This is a genomic window from Streptomyces sp. WAC07094, from assembly GCF_036320405.1.
Lineage (GTDB): Bacteria > Actinomycetota > Actinomycetes > Streptomycetales > Streptomycetaceae > Streptomyces > Streptomyces lannensis.
On sequence record NZ_JAVMJZ010000001.1, the window covers coordinates 1,077,619 to 1,094,374 of the forward strand.

15 protein-coding genes are annotated in these 16,756 nt (G+C 72.1%); 9 read left to right on the plus strand and 6 right to left on the minus strand.

Features of this window, described 5'->3' with window-relative positions:
* Nucleotides 1-213: 213 nt before the first annotated feature.
* Nucleotides 214-2,259, plus strand: coding sequence for a HEAT repeat domain-containing protein (locus RCR19_RS04815; RefSeq protein ID WP_331263936.1), 2,046 nt, complete (start codon nt 214-216; stop codon nt 2,257-2,259).
* A 240-nt stretch (nt 2,260-2,499) separates the two neighbouring features.
* Here RCR19_RS04815 and RCR19_RS04820 read toward each other — a convergent pair whose 3' ends face one another.
* On the minus strand, nt 2,500-3,066 hold the full coding sequence (locus tag RCR19_RS04820) for a hypothetical protein (protein ID WP_331263937.1): 567 nt from the start codon (nt 3,064-3,066) through the stop codon (nt 2,500-2,502).
* Nucleotides 3,067-3,366: 300 nt separating this feature from the next.
* Between RCR19_RS04820 and RCR19_RS04825 the strand changes: the two genes are divergently transcribed.
* The 3 genes from RCR19_RS04825 to RCR19_RS04835 all read left to right on the plus strand — a co-directional run bounded on the left by RCR19_RS04825 (nt 3,367) and on the right by RCR19_RS04835 (nt 6,736).
* Nucleotides 3,367-4,452 (plus strand): exo-alpha-sialidase, encoded by a 1,086-nt coding sequence (locus RCR19_RS04825; protein ID WP_331263938.1) that lies wholly within the window; start codon nt 3,367-3,369, stop codon nt 4,450-4,452.
* Nucleotides 4,453-4,630: 178 nt separating this feature from the next.
* Entirely contained in the window at nt 4,631-5,308 is a 678-nt protein-coding gene (locus RCR19_RS04830; RefSeq protein WP_059127513.1) for a uracil-DNA glycosylase, read from the plus strand.
* Nucleotides 5,309-5,812: 504 nt separating this feature from the next.
* The gene (locus RCR19_RS04835) at nt 5,813-6,736 is read left to right on the plus strand and encodes a hypothetical protein (protein ID WP_331263939.1); all 924 of its coding nucleotides are present in this window, start codon (nt 5,813-5,815) and stop codon (nt 6,734-6,736) included.
* 175 nt (nt 6,737-6,911) lie between these two features.
* On the opposite strand, the gene RCR19_RS04840 is transcribed toward RCR19_RS04835, so the two are convergent.
* Nucleotides 6,912-7,937, minus strand: a complete 1,026-nt coding sequence (locus tag RCR19_RS04840) for a lactonase family protein (RefSeq protein ID WP_331263940.1) — start codon at nt 7,935-7,937, stop codon at nt 6,912-6,914.
* Between the two features lie 102 nt (nt 7,938-8,039).
* On the minus strand, nt 8,040-9,530 hold the full coding sequence (locus RCR19_RS04845; RefSeq protein WP_331269348.1) for an FUSC family protein: 1,491 nt from the start codon (nt 9,528-9,530) through the stop codon (nt 8,040-8,042).
* A gap of 228 nt (nt 9,531-9,758) precedes the next feature.
* Here RCR19_RS04845 and RCR19_RS04850 point away from each other — a divergent pair, with 228 nt between their 5' ends.
* Both RCR19_RS04850 and RCR19_RS04855 read left to right on the plus strand, forming a co-directional pair.
* Complete coding sequence (locus tag RCR19_RS04850) at nt 9,759-10,232, plus strand: Lrp/AsnC family transcriptional regulator (protein ID WP_331263941.1); 474 nt, start codon at nt 9,759-9,761, stop codon at nt 10,230-10,232.
* A 50-nt stretch (nt 10,233-10,282) separates the two neighbouring features.
* Nucleotides 10,283-10,981: an HAD family phosphatase gene (locus tag RCR19_RS04855; RefSeq protein WP_331263942.1), complete on the plus strand. Its 699-nt coding sequence runs from the start codon at nt 10,283-10,285 to the stop codon at nt 10,979-10,981.
* 46 nt (nt 10,982-11,027) lie between these two features.
* Here RCR19_RS04855 and RCR19_RS04860 read toward each other — a convergent pair whose 3' ends face one another.
* Nucleotides 11,028-11,792 (minus strand): LysR family substrate-binding domain-containing protein, encoded by a 765-nt coding sequence (locus RCR19_RS04860; RefSeq protein WP_331263943.1) that lies wholly within the window; start codon nt 11,790-11,792, stop codon nt 11,028-11,030.
* A 58-nt stretch (nt 11,793-11,850) separates the two neighbouring features.
* On the opposite strand from RCR19_RS04860, the gene RCR19_RS04865 reads away from it, so the two are divergent.
* Nucleotides 11,851-12,255 (plus strand): DUF5997 family protein, encoded by a 405-nt coding sequence (locus RCR19_RS04865; protein ID WP_331263944.1) that lies wholly within the window; start codon nt 11,851-11,853, stop codon nt 12,253-12,255.
* A gap of 144 nt (nt 12,256-12,399) precedes the next feature.
* Here RCR19_RS04865 and RCR19_RS04870 read toward each other — a convergent pair whose 3' ends face one another.
* A complete protein-coding gene (locus tag RCR19_RS04870; protein ID WP_331263945.1) occupies nt 12,400-13,836 on the minus strand; it encodes a ubiquinol-cytochrome c reductase cytochrome b subunit in 1,437 nt (478 codons plus the stop codon).
* 338 nt (nt 13,837-14,174) lie between these two features.
* Between RCR19_RS04870 and RCR19_RS04875 the strand changes: the two genes are divergently transcribed.
* Nucleotides 14,175-14,912 (plus strand): class I SAM-dependent methyltransferase, encoded by a 738-nt coding sequence (locus tag RCR19_RS04875; RefSeq protein ID WP_331263946.1) that lies wholly within the window; start codon nt 14,175-14,177, stop codon nt 14,910-14,912.
* A gap of 48 nt (nt 14,913-14,960) precedes the next feature.
* Here the strand turns inward: RCR19_RS04875 and RCR19_RS04880 are convergent, their stop codons facing one another.
* A complete protein-coding gene (locus RCR19_RS04880; RefSeq protein ID WP_331263947.1) occupies nt 14,961-15,383 on the minus strand; it encodes a secondary thiamine-phosphate synthase enzyme YjbQ in 423 nt (140 codons plus the stop codon).
* 235 nt (nt 15,384-15,618) lie between these two features.
* Between RCR19_RS04880 and RCR19_RS04885 the strand changes: the two genes are divergently transcribed.
* A complete protein-coding gene (locus RCR19_RS04885) occupies nt 15,619-16,713 on the plus strand; it encodes an NAD(P)-binding domain-containing protein (RefSeq protein WP_331263948.1) in 1,095 nt (364 codons plus the stop codon).
* The last annotated feature ends 43 nt before the right edge of the window (nt 16,714-16,756 follow it).

The following is a 16,756-nucleotide window of genomic DNA, read 5'->3' on the forward strand; positions in this document are numbered from 1 at the left end:
CGAACAGATCGAACCCGAGCGGCGAGGCGGCACCCGCGCCGCTCGTGAGCGTCCGTGCAGCTGCGGGCACCCGTCGCTCCGTTCCCGGCACGATTGTCGCAACACGTGTCCGAACAGGGGCAGGACTCGGCTCGCTTCGGCGGATTCCGGGCGTGACTGTCAGTGGGGTGATACACACTCACGACCGGCTGCTGACTTACGGGGAGGAGCGCCGTGTTCATCGGAATCGACGAGGTCGACTGGGCCTCCATGGAACATGCCTACGGAAGTGCCGAGGACGTGCCCATGCTGCTGCGGGGACTGCTCTCGGAACTTCCGGACGAGCGGGAGAGAGCGCTCGACGGCATGTACGGCGCCGTGCACCACCAGGGGGATGTGTACGACTCGACACTCGCGTGCATCCCCTTTCTGTTCGACGTCATAGGCCAGGCCGGACTGCCCGATCGCGGGAGCGTCGTGGAACTGCTGGCGAGCATCGGCGGGACGGACCTCGAGGACGAGGACTTCCCCGACGACCCGGACGCGGACCGGCCGGACAACCACGCGATGGCCCGCGCGGCGGTGCGAGCGGGCGCCGAGGTCTTCCTCGGCCTGACCGAGGACGCCGATCCCGAGGTGCGGCGGGCTGCGGCACACGCGGTGGTGCGGTTCGCCGACGGCCCGGCACGGGTGTTCACCGTGCTGCACAGGCGCGTCGAGCGGGAGGCGGACGACAGCGTGAAGACGGCGCTGATCGAGGCTCTCGGGTGCTTCGCACGGCTTCACCCCGCGTCGCCGCTGCCCGCCGTGGATCTCCTGCACGAGCTGTACGGGACACTGACCGACCCGGGACTGCGACTGGCCGCACTGGGCCAACTTGCCGGCCGCGCTCCCGAACGGCTGCCGAAGGACCTGGTGCCGACGGTCGTCGCACTGCTGCGGGAGAGATCCCGAGTGGCACGCGCCCCCCGGACGGACGACCGCCCGGAGACGGACACGCTCGTCGGCCGGCTGCGGCGGCTGCGGCCGGCGGACGAGGAGGGCTCCCGGCTGCTGCGCACGCTGCACGCCGCGCTCGGCGGCCGCACCGTCGAGCGGATCGCCCTGCTGAGCGGCCAGTTGACGAGTCCGGACGGGGCCGACCGGTGCAATGCGGTGTGGATGTCGGCCGGGCTGTTCCGCGAGTGGCGTGGCACGTACGAGGAACCGGTGGCGCTGATCGGCGACCAGCTCGCGGCCGACGACGCGCGGTTGCGGGAGGCGGCGGTCTCCGTCCTGGAGGACCTCTTCGAACTGGCGGCGCCGGCCGCCGACCGGCTCGCCGCGCTGGTGACCGCCGACCCCGAGTGCTGGGTGCGGCGCTGGGAGCACGGAGCACCCACCCTCGGCGGTCCGCTGAAGGCGCTGGCACGCACCGGGGATCCTCGCGCGGTACCGGCCCTGGCCGCGGTGCTCGGGCAGGAGACCGTTCCGCACGACCTGGGGTACGTGGTGGCACATCTGGGACCCGAGGCCGCCGGACTCGCCGGTCCCCTGCGCGCCCGTCTGAGGCGCGTCCCGCTGGACTCCCCCGACGTGTGCGGCCATGCCGGGACGACCCTGCACGCGCTCGCGCTGCTGCGCGATCGGGCCGCACTGCCGGAGGTACTCCGTCTGCTGCACGAAGTGCCCGGCGACCTGCCGCGGCGCGAGGCGCTCACGGAATCGGCAGTACGTGTCCTGGACGCCCTGGCGGCACCCGAGGCGATCCCCGTGCTGCGCGGACTGCTGGACGGAGAGTGCGCGGTGACGGCAGCCGCCGCGCTGTGGTCGGCCGAGGGGGATCCCGAAGCCGTTCTTCCCGTGCTGGCCCGGGAGTTGGGGTCCGGACGTCCGCATCGCCGACGGGCGGCCGCCGGGACGCTGGGACGCATGGGCGCTCAGGCTCGGTCGCTGGTGCCGGAGCTGAGCGTCATGACGAGGTCCGACGAGGTGTGGCAGCGTACGGCGGCCGCGTGCGCCCTGTGGCGTGTCACGGGCGATCCGGATCCCGTCCTGCCCGTGTTGCGTGCCGCCTGGGAGGAGAACCTCTACACACGCGGCACGATCGCCGAGTGCCTCGCCGGGATGGGTCCGGCCGGCCGGCCGGTCCACGAGCTGCTGCGCACGGAGGTGGCCGCTCCGCGTCGGCACCGGGCACGAACCGGCGGATACGGCAGCCATGACGTCCTGGAGGACGAACGGCTGCTGCGCGCCTGCCGGGAGGCACTGAGCGCGGACCGGATGCTGCGGCAGAGCTGACGGCGTCGACAGCGGCAGGGCCCAGGTGACCGTGTCCCGGACGCCCCCGGTTCGGGACGCGCGGGGCACGGCGGAGTACGGGCCCCGCCGTCCGTGCACCGTGGGAAGACGGCGGCGCTCCGCCTCGCGGAGGTGCCGCGGGCGCGAGCCGCCGGGCGGGAGGTCCGCCGGACTTGCCGCGGGACCCGTGGATTGCCGTGTTCCCGGGGCGAGTCGGGCGGTGGCCCGCCCAGCCGGGGATCAGCCCGTCTTCCGCCCCCAGGTCGACCCGAACCGCGCCCAGGCCGCGTCCCACTGCGCCATGCGCCGCCGCTCCAGACCGTCGCGGGCGATGCGCCCGCCCAGGATCGGAACGGCCGCCGCGCCGGCCCCCATCATCAAGCCGACCATGGCCGCGCGCACATGCGCCGCGGACGCCGTGGGGGGCTGTGTCACCAGGAAGCCGTCGCGATCCGACCAGACGGTGACGGCGGTGCCCGTCGGACTTCCGGCGGCCACCCGCGCCTGGGCGAGGTGGAACGCCCCGTCCTCTCCCCTCCAGCGCACGTCCGCCCACACCGGGCCGGCGCCGGCCGCTCTCGGCGCGTCCTCGGCGAGCAGAGCCACCACCGGGCGCCACTCGGCCCGTTCCCGGGCCAGACCGCGCTCCACCGTGTGCGCCGCCGCAGTCCCCGCCAGCACTCCCCCGGTCACGGTCGCGGCCCAGACCGTCAACACGATCCAGGCCTCCAGAGCATCGCTGCGGCGCCGCAGCGGATTGCGCCGCCACCGCCACCACCACACCCCGGGACCGCGGAACGCAGTCATCGATGGCAACCACCTCATCGATGGCATCCTCCTCACGCACGGACACCCCCCGACCGCACCTCCATACGCGTGCCGGACGCCCGCTGCTCAGCCGGCGTCCCACCGGTCCGCGGTGCGACGGCGGTCGGGGCACCCGGTCCCGGATCGCCGCGACCAGCCCCACGTACCCCGGCACACGTCGCTCCCCAAGACGGCAACACGGCTGCCGACCTGCGAGAACAAGCGGTCCGAGGGTGTCTGTCAGTGCCGGGGTGCAGACTGACCCCTGTCTGGAACACCGGCGTTTCGGAGGTGGTCGGCATGGCCGACGTACTGCTCACCGTGGGCACGCGCAAGGGACTCTTCATCGGGCGACGGCAAGGCGGCGCCTGGGAGTTCGACGAGAGTCCGTACTTCAACGCACAGGCGGTCTACTCGGTCGCCATCGACACCCGGGGCGACACCCCGCGTCTGCTGGCCGGCGGGGACAGCGCGCACTGGGGGCCCTCCGTCTTCCACTCCGACGACCTGGGCCGCACCTGGACCGAGCCGACACGACCCGCCGTCAAGTTCCCGAAGGACACCGGCGCCTCACTGGAGCGGGTGTGGCAGCTGCACCCGGCGGCGGCGGAGCCGGACGTGATCTACGCGGGTACGGAACCGGCGGCGTTGTACCGCTCCGAGGACCGGGGCGAGACCTTCAGCCTCGTCCGCCCTCTGTGGGAGCACCCGACGCGCGACAAATGGGTGCCGGGCGGCGGCGGCGAAGGACTGCACACCGTGGTCACCGACCGACGGGACCCGAAGGCACTGACGGTCGCCGTCTCGACGGCCGGGGTGTTCCGCAGCGGGGACGGGGGCGCGAGCTGGAAGCCGTCCAACTCCGGCGTCTCCGCGGTTTTCCTGCCGGATCCGAACCCGGAGTTCGGCCAGTGCGTGCACAAGGTCGCCCAGGATGCCGCGACCCCGGACCGGATGTATCTGCAGAACCACTGGGGGGTGTACAGAAGCGACGACGCGGGCGCCCACTGGACGGACATCGGCGCGGGTCTGCCGTCGACGTTCGGGTTCGCCGCGGCCGCGCATCCGCACCGCGGGGACACGGCGTACGTCTTTCCCATCACCGCCGACGCGGACCGCGTTCCGGCCGGACGCCGGTGCAGGGTCTTCCGTACGGAGGACGCGGGCAAGAGCTGGGAACCGCTGTCCGCGGGGCTTCCGGACGAGGACCACTACGGCACGGTGCTGCGCGACGCCCTGTGCACGGACGACGCGGACCCGGCGGGCGTCTACTTCGGCAATCGCAACGGCGAGTTGTACGCGTCCGCGAACGACGGTGACACCTGGCAGCGGCTGGCATCGCACCTCCCGGACGTGCTGTGCGTACGGGCGGCGGTGATCTCCTGATCCGGGGGCGGCCGTGCGGAGGCCTCGGCAGGAGGGAACCAGGCCCCGGCCCGGGGAGGGACGGCATCCGGTCAAGTACGAGCGCGGTCACCCCTGTTCGGCAACCAGACGGTCGTTCCCGGTCACTCTCGGGCCACCCGGTGATCACGACGGTCCGCACGGCAGTAGGGTGACGCCCGTGGCACCACGACCGTTGCATGAGATCGTCGAACCCGGCTGGGCGAAGGCCCTCGAACCCGTCGCCGGACGAATCGCCGAGATGGGGGACTTCCTCCGTACCGAGATCGCCGCGGGGCGCACCTACCTCCCGGCGGGTCCCCATGTCCTGCGCGCCTTCCAGCAGCCCTTCGACGAGGTCCGCGTCCTGATTGTCGGACAGGATCCGTACCCCACACCGGGGCACGCCGTGGGCCTGTCGTTCTCCGTCGCACCGGAGGTACGGCCGCTGCCCGGCAGCCTGATCAACATCTTCCGGGAGCTGAACACGGACCTGGGGCTGCCCCAGCCGTCCAACGGCGATCTCACCCCCTGGACCCAGCAGGGCGTGCTCTTGCTCAACAGGGCGCTCACCACTGCCCCGCGCCGTCCCGCCGCGCACCGGGGCAAGGGCTGGGAGGAGGTCACCGAGCAGGCGATACGAGCGCTGGCCGGGCGCGGAAAGCCGCTGGTGTCCGTTCTGTGGGGGCGCGACGCACGCAATCTGCGGCCGCTGCTCGGAGATCTGCCGTCGATCGAGTCGGCGCACCCGTCCCCGATGTCGGCGGACCGGGGCTTCTTCGGTTCACGCCCGTTCAGCCGGGCCAACGATCTGCTGATCGGGCAGGGTGGGCAGCCGGTGGACTGGCGTCTGCCGTGATAGGGCCGGGCCCTGTAGGCGACCGGGCGGTCGGCACACGGGGCCCGGCACCGACGTCCGTACGATCTGCACCCGAGATGCCGGGACATCGTTTGCCCTGCGAGGCAACTCCCCGAACGGGAAGACGGGTTGGATACGGCTCACGGCCGCCGGCGAGGTGAAGGCCGCAATGCTCGACGGCGGTCGGGCCGCTCCGGGAGGCATTCAGGCCGCGTCCCGGCGGACGGCGACCCGCCGGCCCTGATACGCACCGATCGCACTCGCACTCATGTCCGGTGAACTCGAACTCACCTACGCCAGGAGCCCCCTTTCCGGTACGGACGAAAGCGGAGGCCGATACTCCCCGCCGTAACGGGGAAGTTGTTCCCGATGAACGGAGGAGAAGTCACGCCGTATCGACCACTTCTGCTCCGTACGTAACTCATCAGACAAAACCGGACGGAAACCGCTCACCTGCACCCTCCCCGAACAGGGGAGCCCACAAATTGAGTAGCATGCGGCGCCATGAGCTCCCCCACTGGCCCCGCATCCGGCCTGCCTGTACGAATGCCGCGACCCCGCCAGCCGGGTCGGCACCGCCGCCCGGAACCGCTGGCGGCTCCCGAGGGCGCGCCCGCGCTCGTCCTCGCGGTGCCCGGCAAGCCCAGCGCCGCCACGCGCAGCCTCGCCGAGGAGGTCGTGAGCATCGCGCGTTCCGAGCTGCCTGGCCTTGACGCCCGCATCGGGTACCTGGACGGGGACGACTCCGAGTTCCCCACGGTGCAGTCCGTTCTCGTGAAGACCGCCGAGGAGCGCACCGCTCGTTACGAGCAGGCCCTCGCCGCCGGCACGGAGGCCAAGGAGCCGGACGGCCCCGTCGCCGTGGTGGTGCCCCTGCTGGCCGGCCCGGACAACGCGCTGCTGCGCCGGATCCGCCAGGCCGTCATGGACAGTCGCATCGCGGCCGACCTGACCGACGCCCTCGGCCCGCACCCGCTGCTCGCCGAGGCGCTGCACGTGCGCCTGTCCGAGGCGGGCCTCGCCCGTGCCGACCGCGCCCGGCTGTTCACGGTGGCGACCGCTGCGGACGGCATCATCCTCGCCTCCGTCGGGGGCGACGAGGCCGTGCAGGCGGCAGGCATCACGGGCATGCTGCTGGCCGCCCGGCTCGCCGTGCCCGTGATGGCGGCGGCGCTGGACGAGGATGGCTCGATCGCGGCTGTGGCGGAGCAGCTGCGCGCTTCCGGCTCGCAGCAGCTGGCGCTCGCGCCGTACCTCATCGGACCGGAGCTGGAGTCCGGGCTGCTGGACGCGGCGGCGAAGGAGGCGGACTGCGCCACGGCGGAGGCGCTCGGCCCGTATCCGGCGATCGGCAAGCTGGCGCTCTCCAAGTACACGTCGGCGCTGGGCATCGCCCCGCAGCAGCCGCAGGGCACTCCGGTCCACTGAACCCGGTCGGACCGCGTCCGTTGCCCACGCAAGGGCCCGCTCCCCTCAGGAAGTCGGGCCCTTCGTCCTACCGGAGCCGCGCCCGTGCACACATCGCACGCCGGCGGGGCGCACCACCGCCTCCGACGCCGTGTGCGGCTCCGGGACGGCCCGACCGCACCTGTTCGGGCGGGGTTCAGCCGAAGACGACGCAGGAGGCCGCCGGTGCCTCCACGGAGCCCCGCCGTCGCGGCACGCCCGACGCGGGGTCCACGGCGAACCAGCTCACGTCCCCCGACCGTTCGTTGGCGACGTACAGATAACCCGCCGCCAGGGTGATCGCGCGCGGCCAGACACCCCCGCACGGCACCGTGTCGGGCCGGCCGAGCGACTCGCCCTCGACGGGGAGCACGGACAGTACGTCCTGCCCACGCGTCGCGGTCCACACAAAGCGTCCGTCGGGCGAGACGGCGATCCCGGACGGGTAGGCGTCGCCCACGGGCTCGTCCGGCAGCACGGGCATCTCACCGGCCGGCTCGAGCGTTCCCGCCGCGGCGTCCCAGCGGCAGACGGTGACGGTGGGGGCCAGTTCGTTGAGGACGTAGGCACGCTCACCGTCCGGATGGAAGGCCAGGTGGCGCGGCCCGGATCCGGGACGCAGCACGGTCTCGTGATGCAGGGAAAGGGCGTCGCCCCGCAACGCGCACACCCGCACGGAGTCCGTGCCGAGGTCGACGCTGACGATCCACCGGCCGCTCGGATCGGGCTGCACCTGATGGGCGTGCGCCGACTGCTGCCGGTCCACGACCGGGCCCGAGCCCTCGTGCCGGAGCACGACGGCGGCACCGTCCACGAAGGCGCCGTCGCCGCGCAACGGCAGCGCGCTGACGCTGCCGGAACCGTAGTTGGCGGTCAGTACGTGTCCGGCGTGCACGCTCAGATGCGTGGGTTCGCTCCCCGCTACGGAGACGGGTGCACCGATGAGTACGGTTCGCTCCCCGTCGACGCGGAACGCCGCCACCGCCCCGTCGGCCGTCTCGCTGACGGCGTACAGCACGGTGTCCGACAGTGCGAGGTAGGAGGGATCGGGCACCGCGTCCACGGCGCCCACAAGGCGCAGCGCCCCGCTGTCCGGATCCACGGCCGCCGTGAGGACACCCCGCCCTCCCGCTGCCGTGAACGAGCCGATGTACGCCCTCCGCCGCCCGCCGTCGTCCGCCACTGACGTCCCCTCTCGCCGACACTCTGCGGGAGAAGGTAGCAGCAGGTCTAGACCAAATGGGAGCGGTGGGTGCGGGGAGCGCCGTGCTCCTCCTGGCCGGTGTCACGCCTGCGCGAGGGAGGAGCCCCGCAGCGGGGTGGCCAGGGCCACGAGCGCCCGCTCCAGGTCGTGGAGGTGGCCGAGGGCCTGTTCGGCGCCCGGATGGTGGCCGGGTGCGCCGTCCCGGGACGCCCCTGCGGCGCGCTCGGGGACGGCGCCGAGCAGTGCCTCCACCGCCGTCTCGACCCGGTGGCAGGCGGCCGTGAGCCTGGCGTCGTGCGAGGCGTCGGGATCGGCGGCGACGGCCACGAGGCCGCGCGTCTGACGGGCGCACTCGTCCAGCAGGGCGAGCACCTGAAGTGCCCGCGCCTTGCGCGCCCGGAGCGGGTTCAGCGGGTGCACCAGCGGCGCCAGGGCGAGGCGCACACGCCCCAGAAGCACATCGAGCTCCGCCGCGCGGGCCGCCGGTTCCGAGGCGGCATCACCCGCGAGCCGCCGGGTCGCCGCCGCGGTGCAGTCGTGCACCGCGTGCAGGGCACGGCGCACCCAGTGGTCGGTGACCGTGTGGGTGGTGACCGGCAGCACGAGGGCGACCGCGAGCGCGGCTCCGAGCGCCCCCACGCCCGTCTCCACGAGACGCAGCCCGAGGAGCCCCGGGTGCAGGACCCCCAGGAGGCCGTAGAGCAGCCCCGCCATCACGGTGACGAAGAACATCATCCAGCTGTACGACGGCGCCGCCGTGTAGAAGATCCCGAACACGCAGACGGCGATGAGCGCAGCCGTGGCAACCGGCGCACCGTGCAGTGGGACGGCGATCACCAGTCCCGCCGCGATGCCGGCCACCGTTCCGACGACACGCCTGACGCCGCGCACGAGCGTCTCACCGCGCGAGGCGGTGTTCACGAAGATCCACCACGCGGCGCCGACCGCCCAGTACCAACGCTCGTGCGAGACCACCTGGCCGACGGCGGCGGCGAAGGCGCAGGCGGCCGTCGCCTGGAAGGCCTGCCGGGTGGCGGGCCGGCCGAGGCCCCGTCCCGCGGACGGTGCGGGCGCGGCGGGCAGCGGCCGGCGGCGCTCGATGCACCACACGCCGAACCGGACCGCGAAGGCCGTGGCGAGCGACAGTCCCACTGCCGCGTACAACTGCGGGATCCGGTCCGGGACGGCGTGCAGGAACTGGGCGACGAAGAACATCATGAACGCGAAGATGCCGAGCGCATGGCCGCGCGCCCCCCAGCGGCGGGCGTACACGCCGGCGAAGACGACCGCCGACCAGACCGCGTCCCGCGCCGTGGGAACACCGTGCAGGAACGACGCGAGCGCGAGGACCGGGAGGCCGACGACGGGCATCAGCGCCGTGGTCAGGGCCTGATCCCGCACGGTGGGATCGGCGACCGTGAACAGCGCGAGGAGTGCGGCGAGTCCGCCGGTGATCGAGGCGGGCAGGGAGAGCCCGGCGCTCTCGCACACGGCCACGGCCAGGCCGATCCCGAGCACCGCGCGCAGCGAGATCCGCAACCGGAACAGCCCCGGATCGGGAGCCGAGAACATCTTCTTCACGGTCGGAAGTCCGCCCCCTACTGGTCGACGCCGGCGCCGGAACATGGAAAGGCGCCGCGGGCACGGATTCCGGCTTCGTCACCGGTCCTGCGCTGCGCGGCGCCATTGATACCGACAAGGAAAACATCCGGAGGACGATGGCTCAAGCGACATGTCCCTCAGTGGGCCATTGGTACAGTCGAGCGAAAGGCATGCGTACGCGGAGGAGGCCAACGGACCATGGCCGTGGACGAACTCGACACCCGCATCCTGCGGCTGCTGCTCGAACAGCCGCGCACCAGTGTCCGCGAGTACGCGCGCACCCTCGGCATCGCCCGCGGCACCCTCCAGGCGCGGCTCGGCCGTCTGGAGCGCGACGGGGTGATCACCGGTACGGCGCCCTCCCTGTCACCCGCCGCCCTCGGGCATCCCGTGCTCGCCTTCGTGCACGTCGAGGTCACCCAGGGTCACCTGGACGACGTGGGTGAAGCCCTCGCGGCCGTGCCCGAGATCGTCGAGGCGTTCTCGATCACCGGCGGCGGGGATCTGATGACCCGGGTCGTGGCGCGGGACAACGAGCACCTGGAAGACGTCATCCAGACCCTGATCGGCCTGCCCGGTGTGGTGCGCACCCGTACGGAGGTGGCGCTGCGCGAGCGTGTTCCGCACCGTGTGCTGCCGCTGGTCGAGTCGATCGGCCGTACGACCGGGTGATGATCCGTCCGGTGCGGAGCGCGCAGGGGCCCCTTGGCATCCTGGACCTCATGGCCCTTCCCGGCACGACCGCGGTCGTCTTCGATCTCGACGGAACGCTCGTCGACAGCGAGCCCAACTACTTCGAGGCGACACGGAGGCTTCTCACCGACCGCGGCGTCCCCGGCTTCACCTGGGCGGACCACCAGCGGTACGTCGGGATCAGCACACGGGAGACGCTGGCGCTGTTGCAGGAGCGCCACGGCCTCGACTCCCCGCTGGACGAACTGCTCGCGGAGACGAACCGCCACTACATGGAACTGGCTCGCGCCTCCACCCCCGTCTACCCGGAGATGCGGGCGCTCGTGGAACTGCTGGCCGGCGACGGCGTCCCGTTGGCCATCGCCTCGGGCTCGTCGCCGGGAGCCATCGAGGCGATCCTGTCGGGAACGGGCCTGGCCTCCCGGTTCACCACCTACGTCTCCGCCGACGAGGTCGCACACGGCAAGCCGGCCCCGGACGTCTTCCTCAAGGCCGCACGGCGCCTCGGGGTATCGCCCGCCGACTGCGTGGTCCTGGAGGACGCCGCGCCCGGTGTCGCCGCCGCGCACGCCGCCGGAATGCGGTGCATCGCCGTCCCCTACGTCCCGGCGCAGGCCGACGAACCGGCGTTCGCCACGGCGGGGCTGCTGCTGCGCGGCGGACAGGCGGAGTTCACGGCCCGGACGGCGTACGACTGGCTCATGGGCTCCGCTCGGGCCTCCTCATGACCACGCTGCCTCGTGTTCGTACCACGGCGGCGGCTGCGAGGACTCCCTAGGAGCGGCGGCGGGGCTTGCCGCGCCTGGCGCCCTTCGTGCCCGAGGCACCGCCCTGCCGGCCACGGCCCGTGGACTGCCTCGACGTGGGCTTCTGCCGGGCCGCGACCGCGTCGGGCTTCTTGTCCTTCTTCGGCTGCGCCTCGGGGGCGGCGCGCCCCCGTGTGCTGTTGACCGTCCGCCCCCGGACGATTCCGATGAAGTCCTCCACCAGATCGGTGGTCGCGTCCTCCGGCCAGGACAGGACGACTCCGGACTGAGGGGCGTCCACGACGGTCCGGTAGGTGAGGTCACGGCGGTGGTACAGCCGCGCCAGGGACTGCGGCACGACGAGGAGGCCCACACCGGCCGCGACCAGTTCCACGGCGTCCTCGGTGGTGGCGGGGCGCTCGAAGGCGGGCTCCCCCGGCACCTCCTCCCAGCCCAGGACGTCGTCGAGGGGGTGGAAGACGACTTCGTCGGCGAGATCGCCGACGGACACCTCGTCGACCGCCGAGATCAGGTGGTCCTTGGGGACGACGACCACGGTCGTCTCCGTGTAGAGCGGGATCGCGCTGAAGACCGAGCGGTCCACCGGCAGCCGTACAAGCCCGACGTCCGCCTCGCCGTCGCGCAACACATCGGATGCCTCACGGGCCGACACCGGGAGCAGGGTCAGCGGGACATCGGGCAGGCGCTCGTTCCAGATCCGCACCCACTTGGCGGGCGTCACCCCGGGGACGTACGCGAGCCGGAACGAGGGGGATGCTTCCGAGCCTGTCACCCCGCCAGGTTACCCGGCGTGGTCGGACGTCTCGTGCGCGGCCGATAGTCTGGACAGCATGAAGTCGCACCAGACCACCCAGACGATGAAGCCCGCCACCGCGGCGAAGAAGCTGGGTGTGTACCTGCCCGCCACCCCCGCCGAGTTCCAGGAGGGTGTCGTGACGCGCCAGGAGCTGAACGAGCTCCAGGCCGATCCGCCCGCGTGGCTGGAGGAACTGCGACGCAATGGTCCGCACCCGCGCCCGGTGGTCGCGGCGAAGCTCGGTGTGTCTATCTCGGGCCTCGCCCGCGCCGGGGTCACCGACGCTCTCACGACCGAGCAGATCGAGGCGCTGAAGCAGGACGGGCCCGAGTGGCTGGAGAAGGAGCGCGCCACCCAGGCCGAGGTCCGCAAGGAAACGGCACGGATCAAGAAGCGGGACGCCGAACGCGCTGCCTCCTCCGACGAGCCGGGACGGTAGTTCCTCCCGGCCCCTGCCTTCCGGGTGCCGCGCGACCATAGCGGCGTCCGGCCACCGTCTGTCGCGGTCCGGTGAACCCGGTCGCAGTTGTGGGGCCTGTGCACCACGCCGGGCCGGGCGTGGTCCAAGGGCTGCGGCCGTTCCTCATCGGCGTCGTCGGGTCGGCGCGGAGGGCTCCTGGGACGCGGTTCCGGTGTGCTCGCCAGGACCGATGGGCCGCCTCGGCGCACCCGGCCGGAACCTCGTCACGGGACGGTGATCACTCGCGTACCCGCCCTCCACGGTCTGCCGCACCTCTCCGCTCTCCTGTCCCCGCGTCAACCGCTTCTGCTCCGCCTCCGCCAGGGCGCGGCACAGCCGCCGTGTGATCAGGAAGGCGACGACCGGCGCCACCACCAGGGCGATCCGGAAGATCCAGGTCAGGGCGTTCAGGGAGATCCGGAAGCTGTACGCCATGATGTCGTTGCCGCCGGCCAGGAGCAGGACGGCGTAGAAGACGGTCCCGGCGACGCCGAGTCCGGTCCGCACAGGACGGTCCCGCGGCCGGTCGCACAGGTGCTGCTCCCCGCCCCACTCACCGGTGAGCCTCTGCTCGGCGAACGGGTAGACGTACAGGACCGAGAAGAGCAGCCCGGGCAGCACGACCGCGGGCAGCAGCACGTTCCACATCAGGGTGTGGCCGGCGACGTTCGTCTCCCAGGGCGGTACGAGACGCAGCGCGCCCTCCAGGAAGCCGACGTACCAGTCCGGCTGGGAACCGGTCGACACCTCGTCCGGCCGATAGGGTCCGTACACCCAGACGGGGTTGATCTGGGCGAGACCGCCGAGCAGCGCAGTCACCCCGAACACCGTGAACGACAGCCCCGTCGAGGACGCCATGAACTGCGGGAAGAGCGGCTTGCCGACGACGTTCCGGTTGGATCTGCCGGGCCCGCGCCACTGGGTGTGTTTCAGCTGGAACACCAGCATCAGGTGAACCGTGACCAGGGCGATCAACAGGCCGGGCAGCAACAGGATGTGCATGGCGTACAGCCGGGGCACGATGTCCTCGCCCGGGAACTGGGCCCCGAACACGAACATGCTGACGTAGGTGCCCACCACCGGCAGGGACAGCATGATGCCCTGTGCGATGCGCAGCCCCGTTCCGGAGAGCAGGTCGTCGGGGAGCGAATAGCCGGCGAAACCCTCGCTCATGGCGATCACGAGGAGCGTGACGCCGATGACCCAGTTCAGCTCCCGGGGACGGCGGAAGGCACCGGTGAAGAAGATCCGCAGCATGTGCACACCGATCGCGGCGACGAACACCAGGGCGGCCCAGTGGTGCATCTGGCGGACGAGAAGGCCTCCGCGCACGTCGAAGCTGATGTGCAGGGTCGAGTCGAAGGCCCGCGACATGCGGATGCCGCGCAGCGGTACGTACCGCCCCTGATAGACGACCTCGCTCATCTCCGGAGCGAAGAAGAACGTCAGCCACACACCGGTCAGGATCAGCAGGACCAGGCTGTAGAGCGCGATCTCCCCCAGCAGGAACGACCAGTGCTCGGGGAAGGCCTTGCGCAGCAGCCGACCGCCGCCCGTCATGGGCAACCGTCCGCCCAGCGCCCCGACGAGCCTCTCCCCCGGTCGATGTGCTCCCGTCGTCCGACGAACGGCTGACGGTCGGCGCCTCGCCCTCATCGCGCTCGACCGTCGTCGGCGGGCGCCTCACACCGGTCCCGGTCCACCGAACACCTCCTCCGCCCCTCCCGCCGATCGCTCCCCTGCATGCCTTGCCGCGGGGCCGCCGGATGAGTACAGCGTCATCGTGAAACACTCGCGCGCACCGGACCGGGCACCCGTTCGGAGGCCGGGGCCGACTCCACGGACGATGGAGAAAATGCGTCGACAGCGCCTGGAAGTGCCCGGCAGAGTGGCCGCCCATGACGAGTAGTGAGCTGTGGACCCGAGCGACCGCCGACCGCTACGACGCCGAAGAGACCGAGATGTCCTCGGCCGCCGTCCTCGGTCCGACGCTCGCCTTCCTCGCCGAACTCGCCGGAGACGGCCGGGCCCTGGAATTCGCCATCGGAACCGGACGAGTGGGCGTCCCGCTGCGCGAGCGTGGTGTGCCCGTGACGGGCATCGAACTGTCCGAGCACATGGCGGCGGTCCTGCGGAGCAAGATCGGCGAGGACGCTCTCCCGGTCACCACCGGGGACATGGCCACGACCGTCGTCCCCGGCGAGTTCACCCTCGTCTATCTCGTCTACAACACCATCTCCAACCTGCTGACGCAGGAGGAGCAGGTCGAGTGCTTCGTCAACGCGGCACGTCATCTGGCACCCGGCGGACGATTCGTCATCGAACTGGGCGTACCGCCACTGCGCTTCCTGCCGCCCGGTCAGGTCGCGGTGCCCTTCGACGTCTCCGAGAGGCATCTCGGATTCGACACCTTCGACCTGGTCGAGCAGACGCTCGTCTCGCACCACCTCACCCGCGACGGCGACGGCCGCTATCGCCGCGACAACTCGCGCCACCGGTACGCCTGGCCGGCGGAACTCGACCTGATGGCACGTATCGCGGGGCTCGAGCTGGAGCGGCGCGTCGGGGACTGGGACGGGGCACCGTTCACCCAGGAGTCCGGCAAGCACATCTCGGTGTGGCGCAAGCCCTCCTGAGGAGCCCCTCGGCCGCGGGTGGATTCCGTCCCGCGGCCGTGCCCGGGGCTACCCGAGGAACGACAGACGGACCTGCCGCCGGGGATTGTCCCTGTTCGTGTCCACCAGGCACACCGACTGCCAGGTTCCGAGCTCCAGCCGGCCGCCGATCACGGGCAGGGTCGCGTGCGGCGGGACAAGGGCCGGCAGGACGTGGTCGCGCCCGTGGCCGGGGCTTCCGTGGCGGTGCTGCCAGCGGTCGTCGGCCGGGAGCAGCGTGTGGAGAACCGCCAGGAGGTCGTCGTCGCTGCCGGCACCCGTCTCGATGACGGCCACGCCGGCTGTCGCGTGCGGCACAAAAACGTTCAGAAGACCGTCCCGTCCTCCCGACGTGTCACGGAGGAAGGCCTCACACTCCCGGGTGAGATCGACCACCGTCTCACCGGAACCGGAGGCGACGTTCAGGACGCGGGTGCTGAAGGCATCGGACATGCCTTCATCCTCACCCATCGGACGGCGCCCACACCTCACCGGCCGTCCACCGAGGTGGGGCCTGATCCGGCCGGTGAAGCCACCGGCCGCGGGACGCCGCCACCGCCGAGGCTAACGGCGCGCCGGCAACGGTCCCGGGCGGACGACGGGCCCGGGCCACGGGGACAACGCGTCGCTTGTGATGTGCGCTCCCTCCCGCGGGAAGATCCCCGGACCCGGCGCGGTTGGTGGAAGCGTGAACGACACAGGGGTACGCGAAGTCGACGTGGTCGTCATAGGCGCTGGTCAGGCAGGACTGTCCAGCGCCTACCATCTGCGGCGCACGGGGTTCGAGCCGGAGCGCGACTTCGTCGTCCTCGACCACGCCCCGGGCCCCGGCGGCGCCTGGCAGTTCCGCTGGCCCTCGCTGACGTACGGCAAGGTGCACGGGATGCACGCACTGCCGGGCATGGAACTGACCGGCGCGGATCCGGAGCGGCCGTCCTCCGAGGTCGTCGGCGAGTATTTCGCCGCCTATGAGCGCACCTTCGATCTGCGTGTGCGGCGGCCGGTGGACGTACGGGCCGTGCGTGAGGGCGCGGGCGGCCGATTGCTTGTCGAGACGTCGGCGGGAACGTGGTCGGCCCGGGCGCTGATCAACGCGACGGGCACCTGGGACCGGCCCTTCTGGCCGCGCTACCCCGGACAGGAGTCGTTCCGGGGGCGGCAACTGCACACCGCCCAGTACGCCGGCCCCGGGGAGTTCGCCGGCCTGCGGGTGGTGGTCGTGGGCGGCGGCGCATCCGGCACCCAGCATCTGATGGAGATCGCCCCCTACGCGGCGGCGACCACCTGGGTGACCCGGCGCCCGCCGGTGTTCCGCGAGGGGCCGTTCACCGAGGACGTGGGGCGGGCGGCGGTGGCGCTCGTGGAGGAACGGGTGCGGCAGGGCCTGCCGCCGAGGAGTGTCGTCTCGGTGACCGGCCTGCCGCTCAACGACGCGATCCGTCGGGCCATCGCCGACGGGGTCCTGGACCGGCAGCCGATGTTCGACCGCATCGTGCCCGACGGCGTGGAATGGGACGACGGGAGGCACGTGGACGCCGATGTGATCCTGTGGGCCACCGGCTTCCGCGCCGCGATCGACCACCTCGCCCCGCTGCGCCTGCGCGCGGCGGGGGGCGGCATCCGGATCGACGGCACCCGGGTGGTCTCCGACCCGCGGATCCACCTGGTCGGGTACGGCCCGTCGGCCAGCACGATCGGCGCCAACCGGGCGGGACGTGCCGCCGTACGGGACATCAGACGGCTGCTGGCGGGAGAGCGGTTCGCGGTGGAGAGCGCCGCATAGCGCCCGAACCTCCGTCGCCGCCGGACGCACCCCTCGGGGCGGT

Excerpts from the sequence above, each read along its gene's own strand:
- RCR19_RS04835 (WP_331263939.1), top strand. The coding sequence starts at position 5,813 with ATGAGCTCCCCCACTGGCCCCGCATCCGGCCTGCCTGTACGAATGCCG.
- RCR19_RS04845 (WP_331269348.1), bottom strand. The coding sequence starts at position 9,530 with ATGTTCTCGGCTCCCGATCCGGGGCTGTTCCGGTTGCGGATCTCGCTG.
- RCR19_RS04850 (WP_331263941.1), top strand. The coding sequence starts at position 9,759 with ATGGCCGTGGACGAACTCGACACCCGCATCCTGCGGCTGCTGCTCGAA.
- RCR19_RS04865 (WP_331263944.1), top strand. The coding sequence starts at position 11,851 with ATGAAGTCGCACCAGACCACCCAGACGATGAAGCCCGCCACCGCGGCG.
- RCR19_RS04820 (WP_331263937.1), bottom strand. The coding sequence starts at position 3,066 with ATGACTGCGTTCCGCGGTCCCGGGGTGTGGTGGTGGCGGTGGCGGCGC.
- RCR19_RS04855 (WP_331263942.1), top strand. The coding sequence starts at position 10,283 with ATGGCCCTTCCCGGCACGACCGCGGTCGTCTTCGATCTCGACGGAACG.
- RCR19_RS04880 (WP_331263947.1), bottom strand. The coding sequence starts at position 15,383 with ATGTCCGATGCCTTCAGCACCCGCGTCCTGAACGTCGCCTCCGGTTCC.
- RCR19_RS04875 (WP_331263946.1), top strand. The coding sequence starts at position 14,175 with ATGACGAGTAGTGAGCTGTGGACCCGAGCGACCGCCGACCGCTACGAC.
- RCR19_RS04825 (WP_331263938.1), top strand. The coding sequence starts at position 3,367 with ATGGCCGACGTACTGCTCACCGTGGGCACGCGCAAGGGACTCTTCATC.
- RCR19_RS04870 (WP_331263945.1), bottom strand. The coding sequence starts at position 13,836 with ATGACGGGCGGCGGTCGGCTGCTGCGCAAGGCCTTCCCCGAGCACTGG.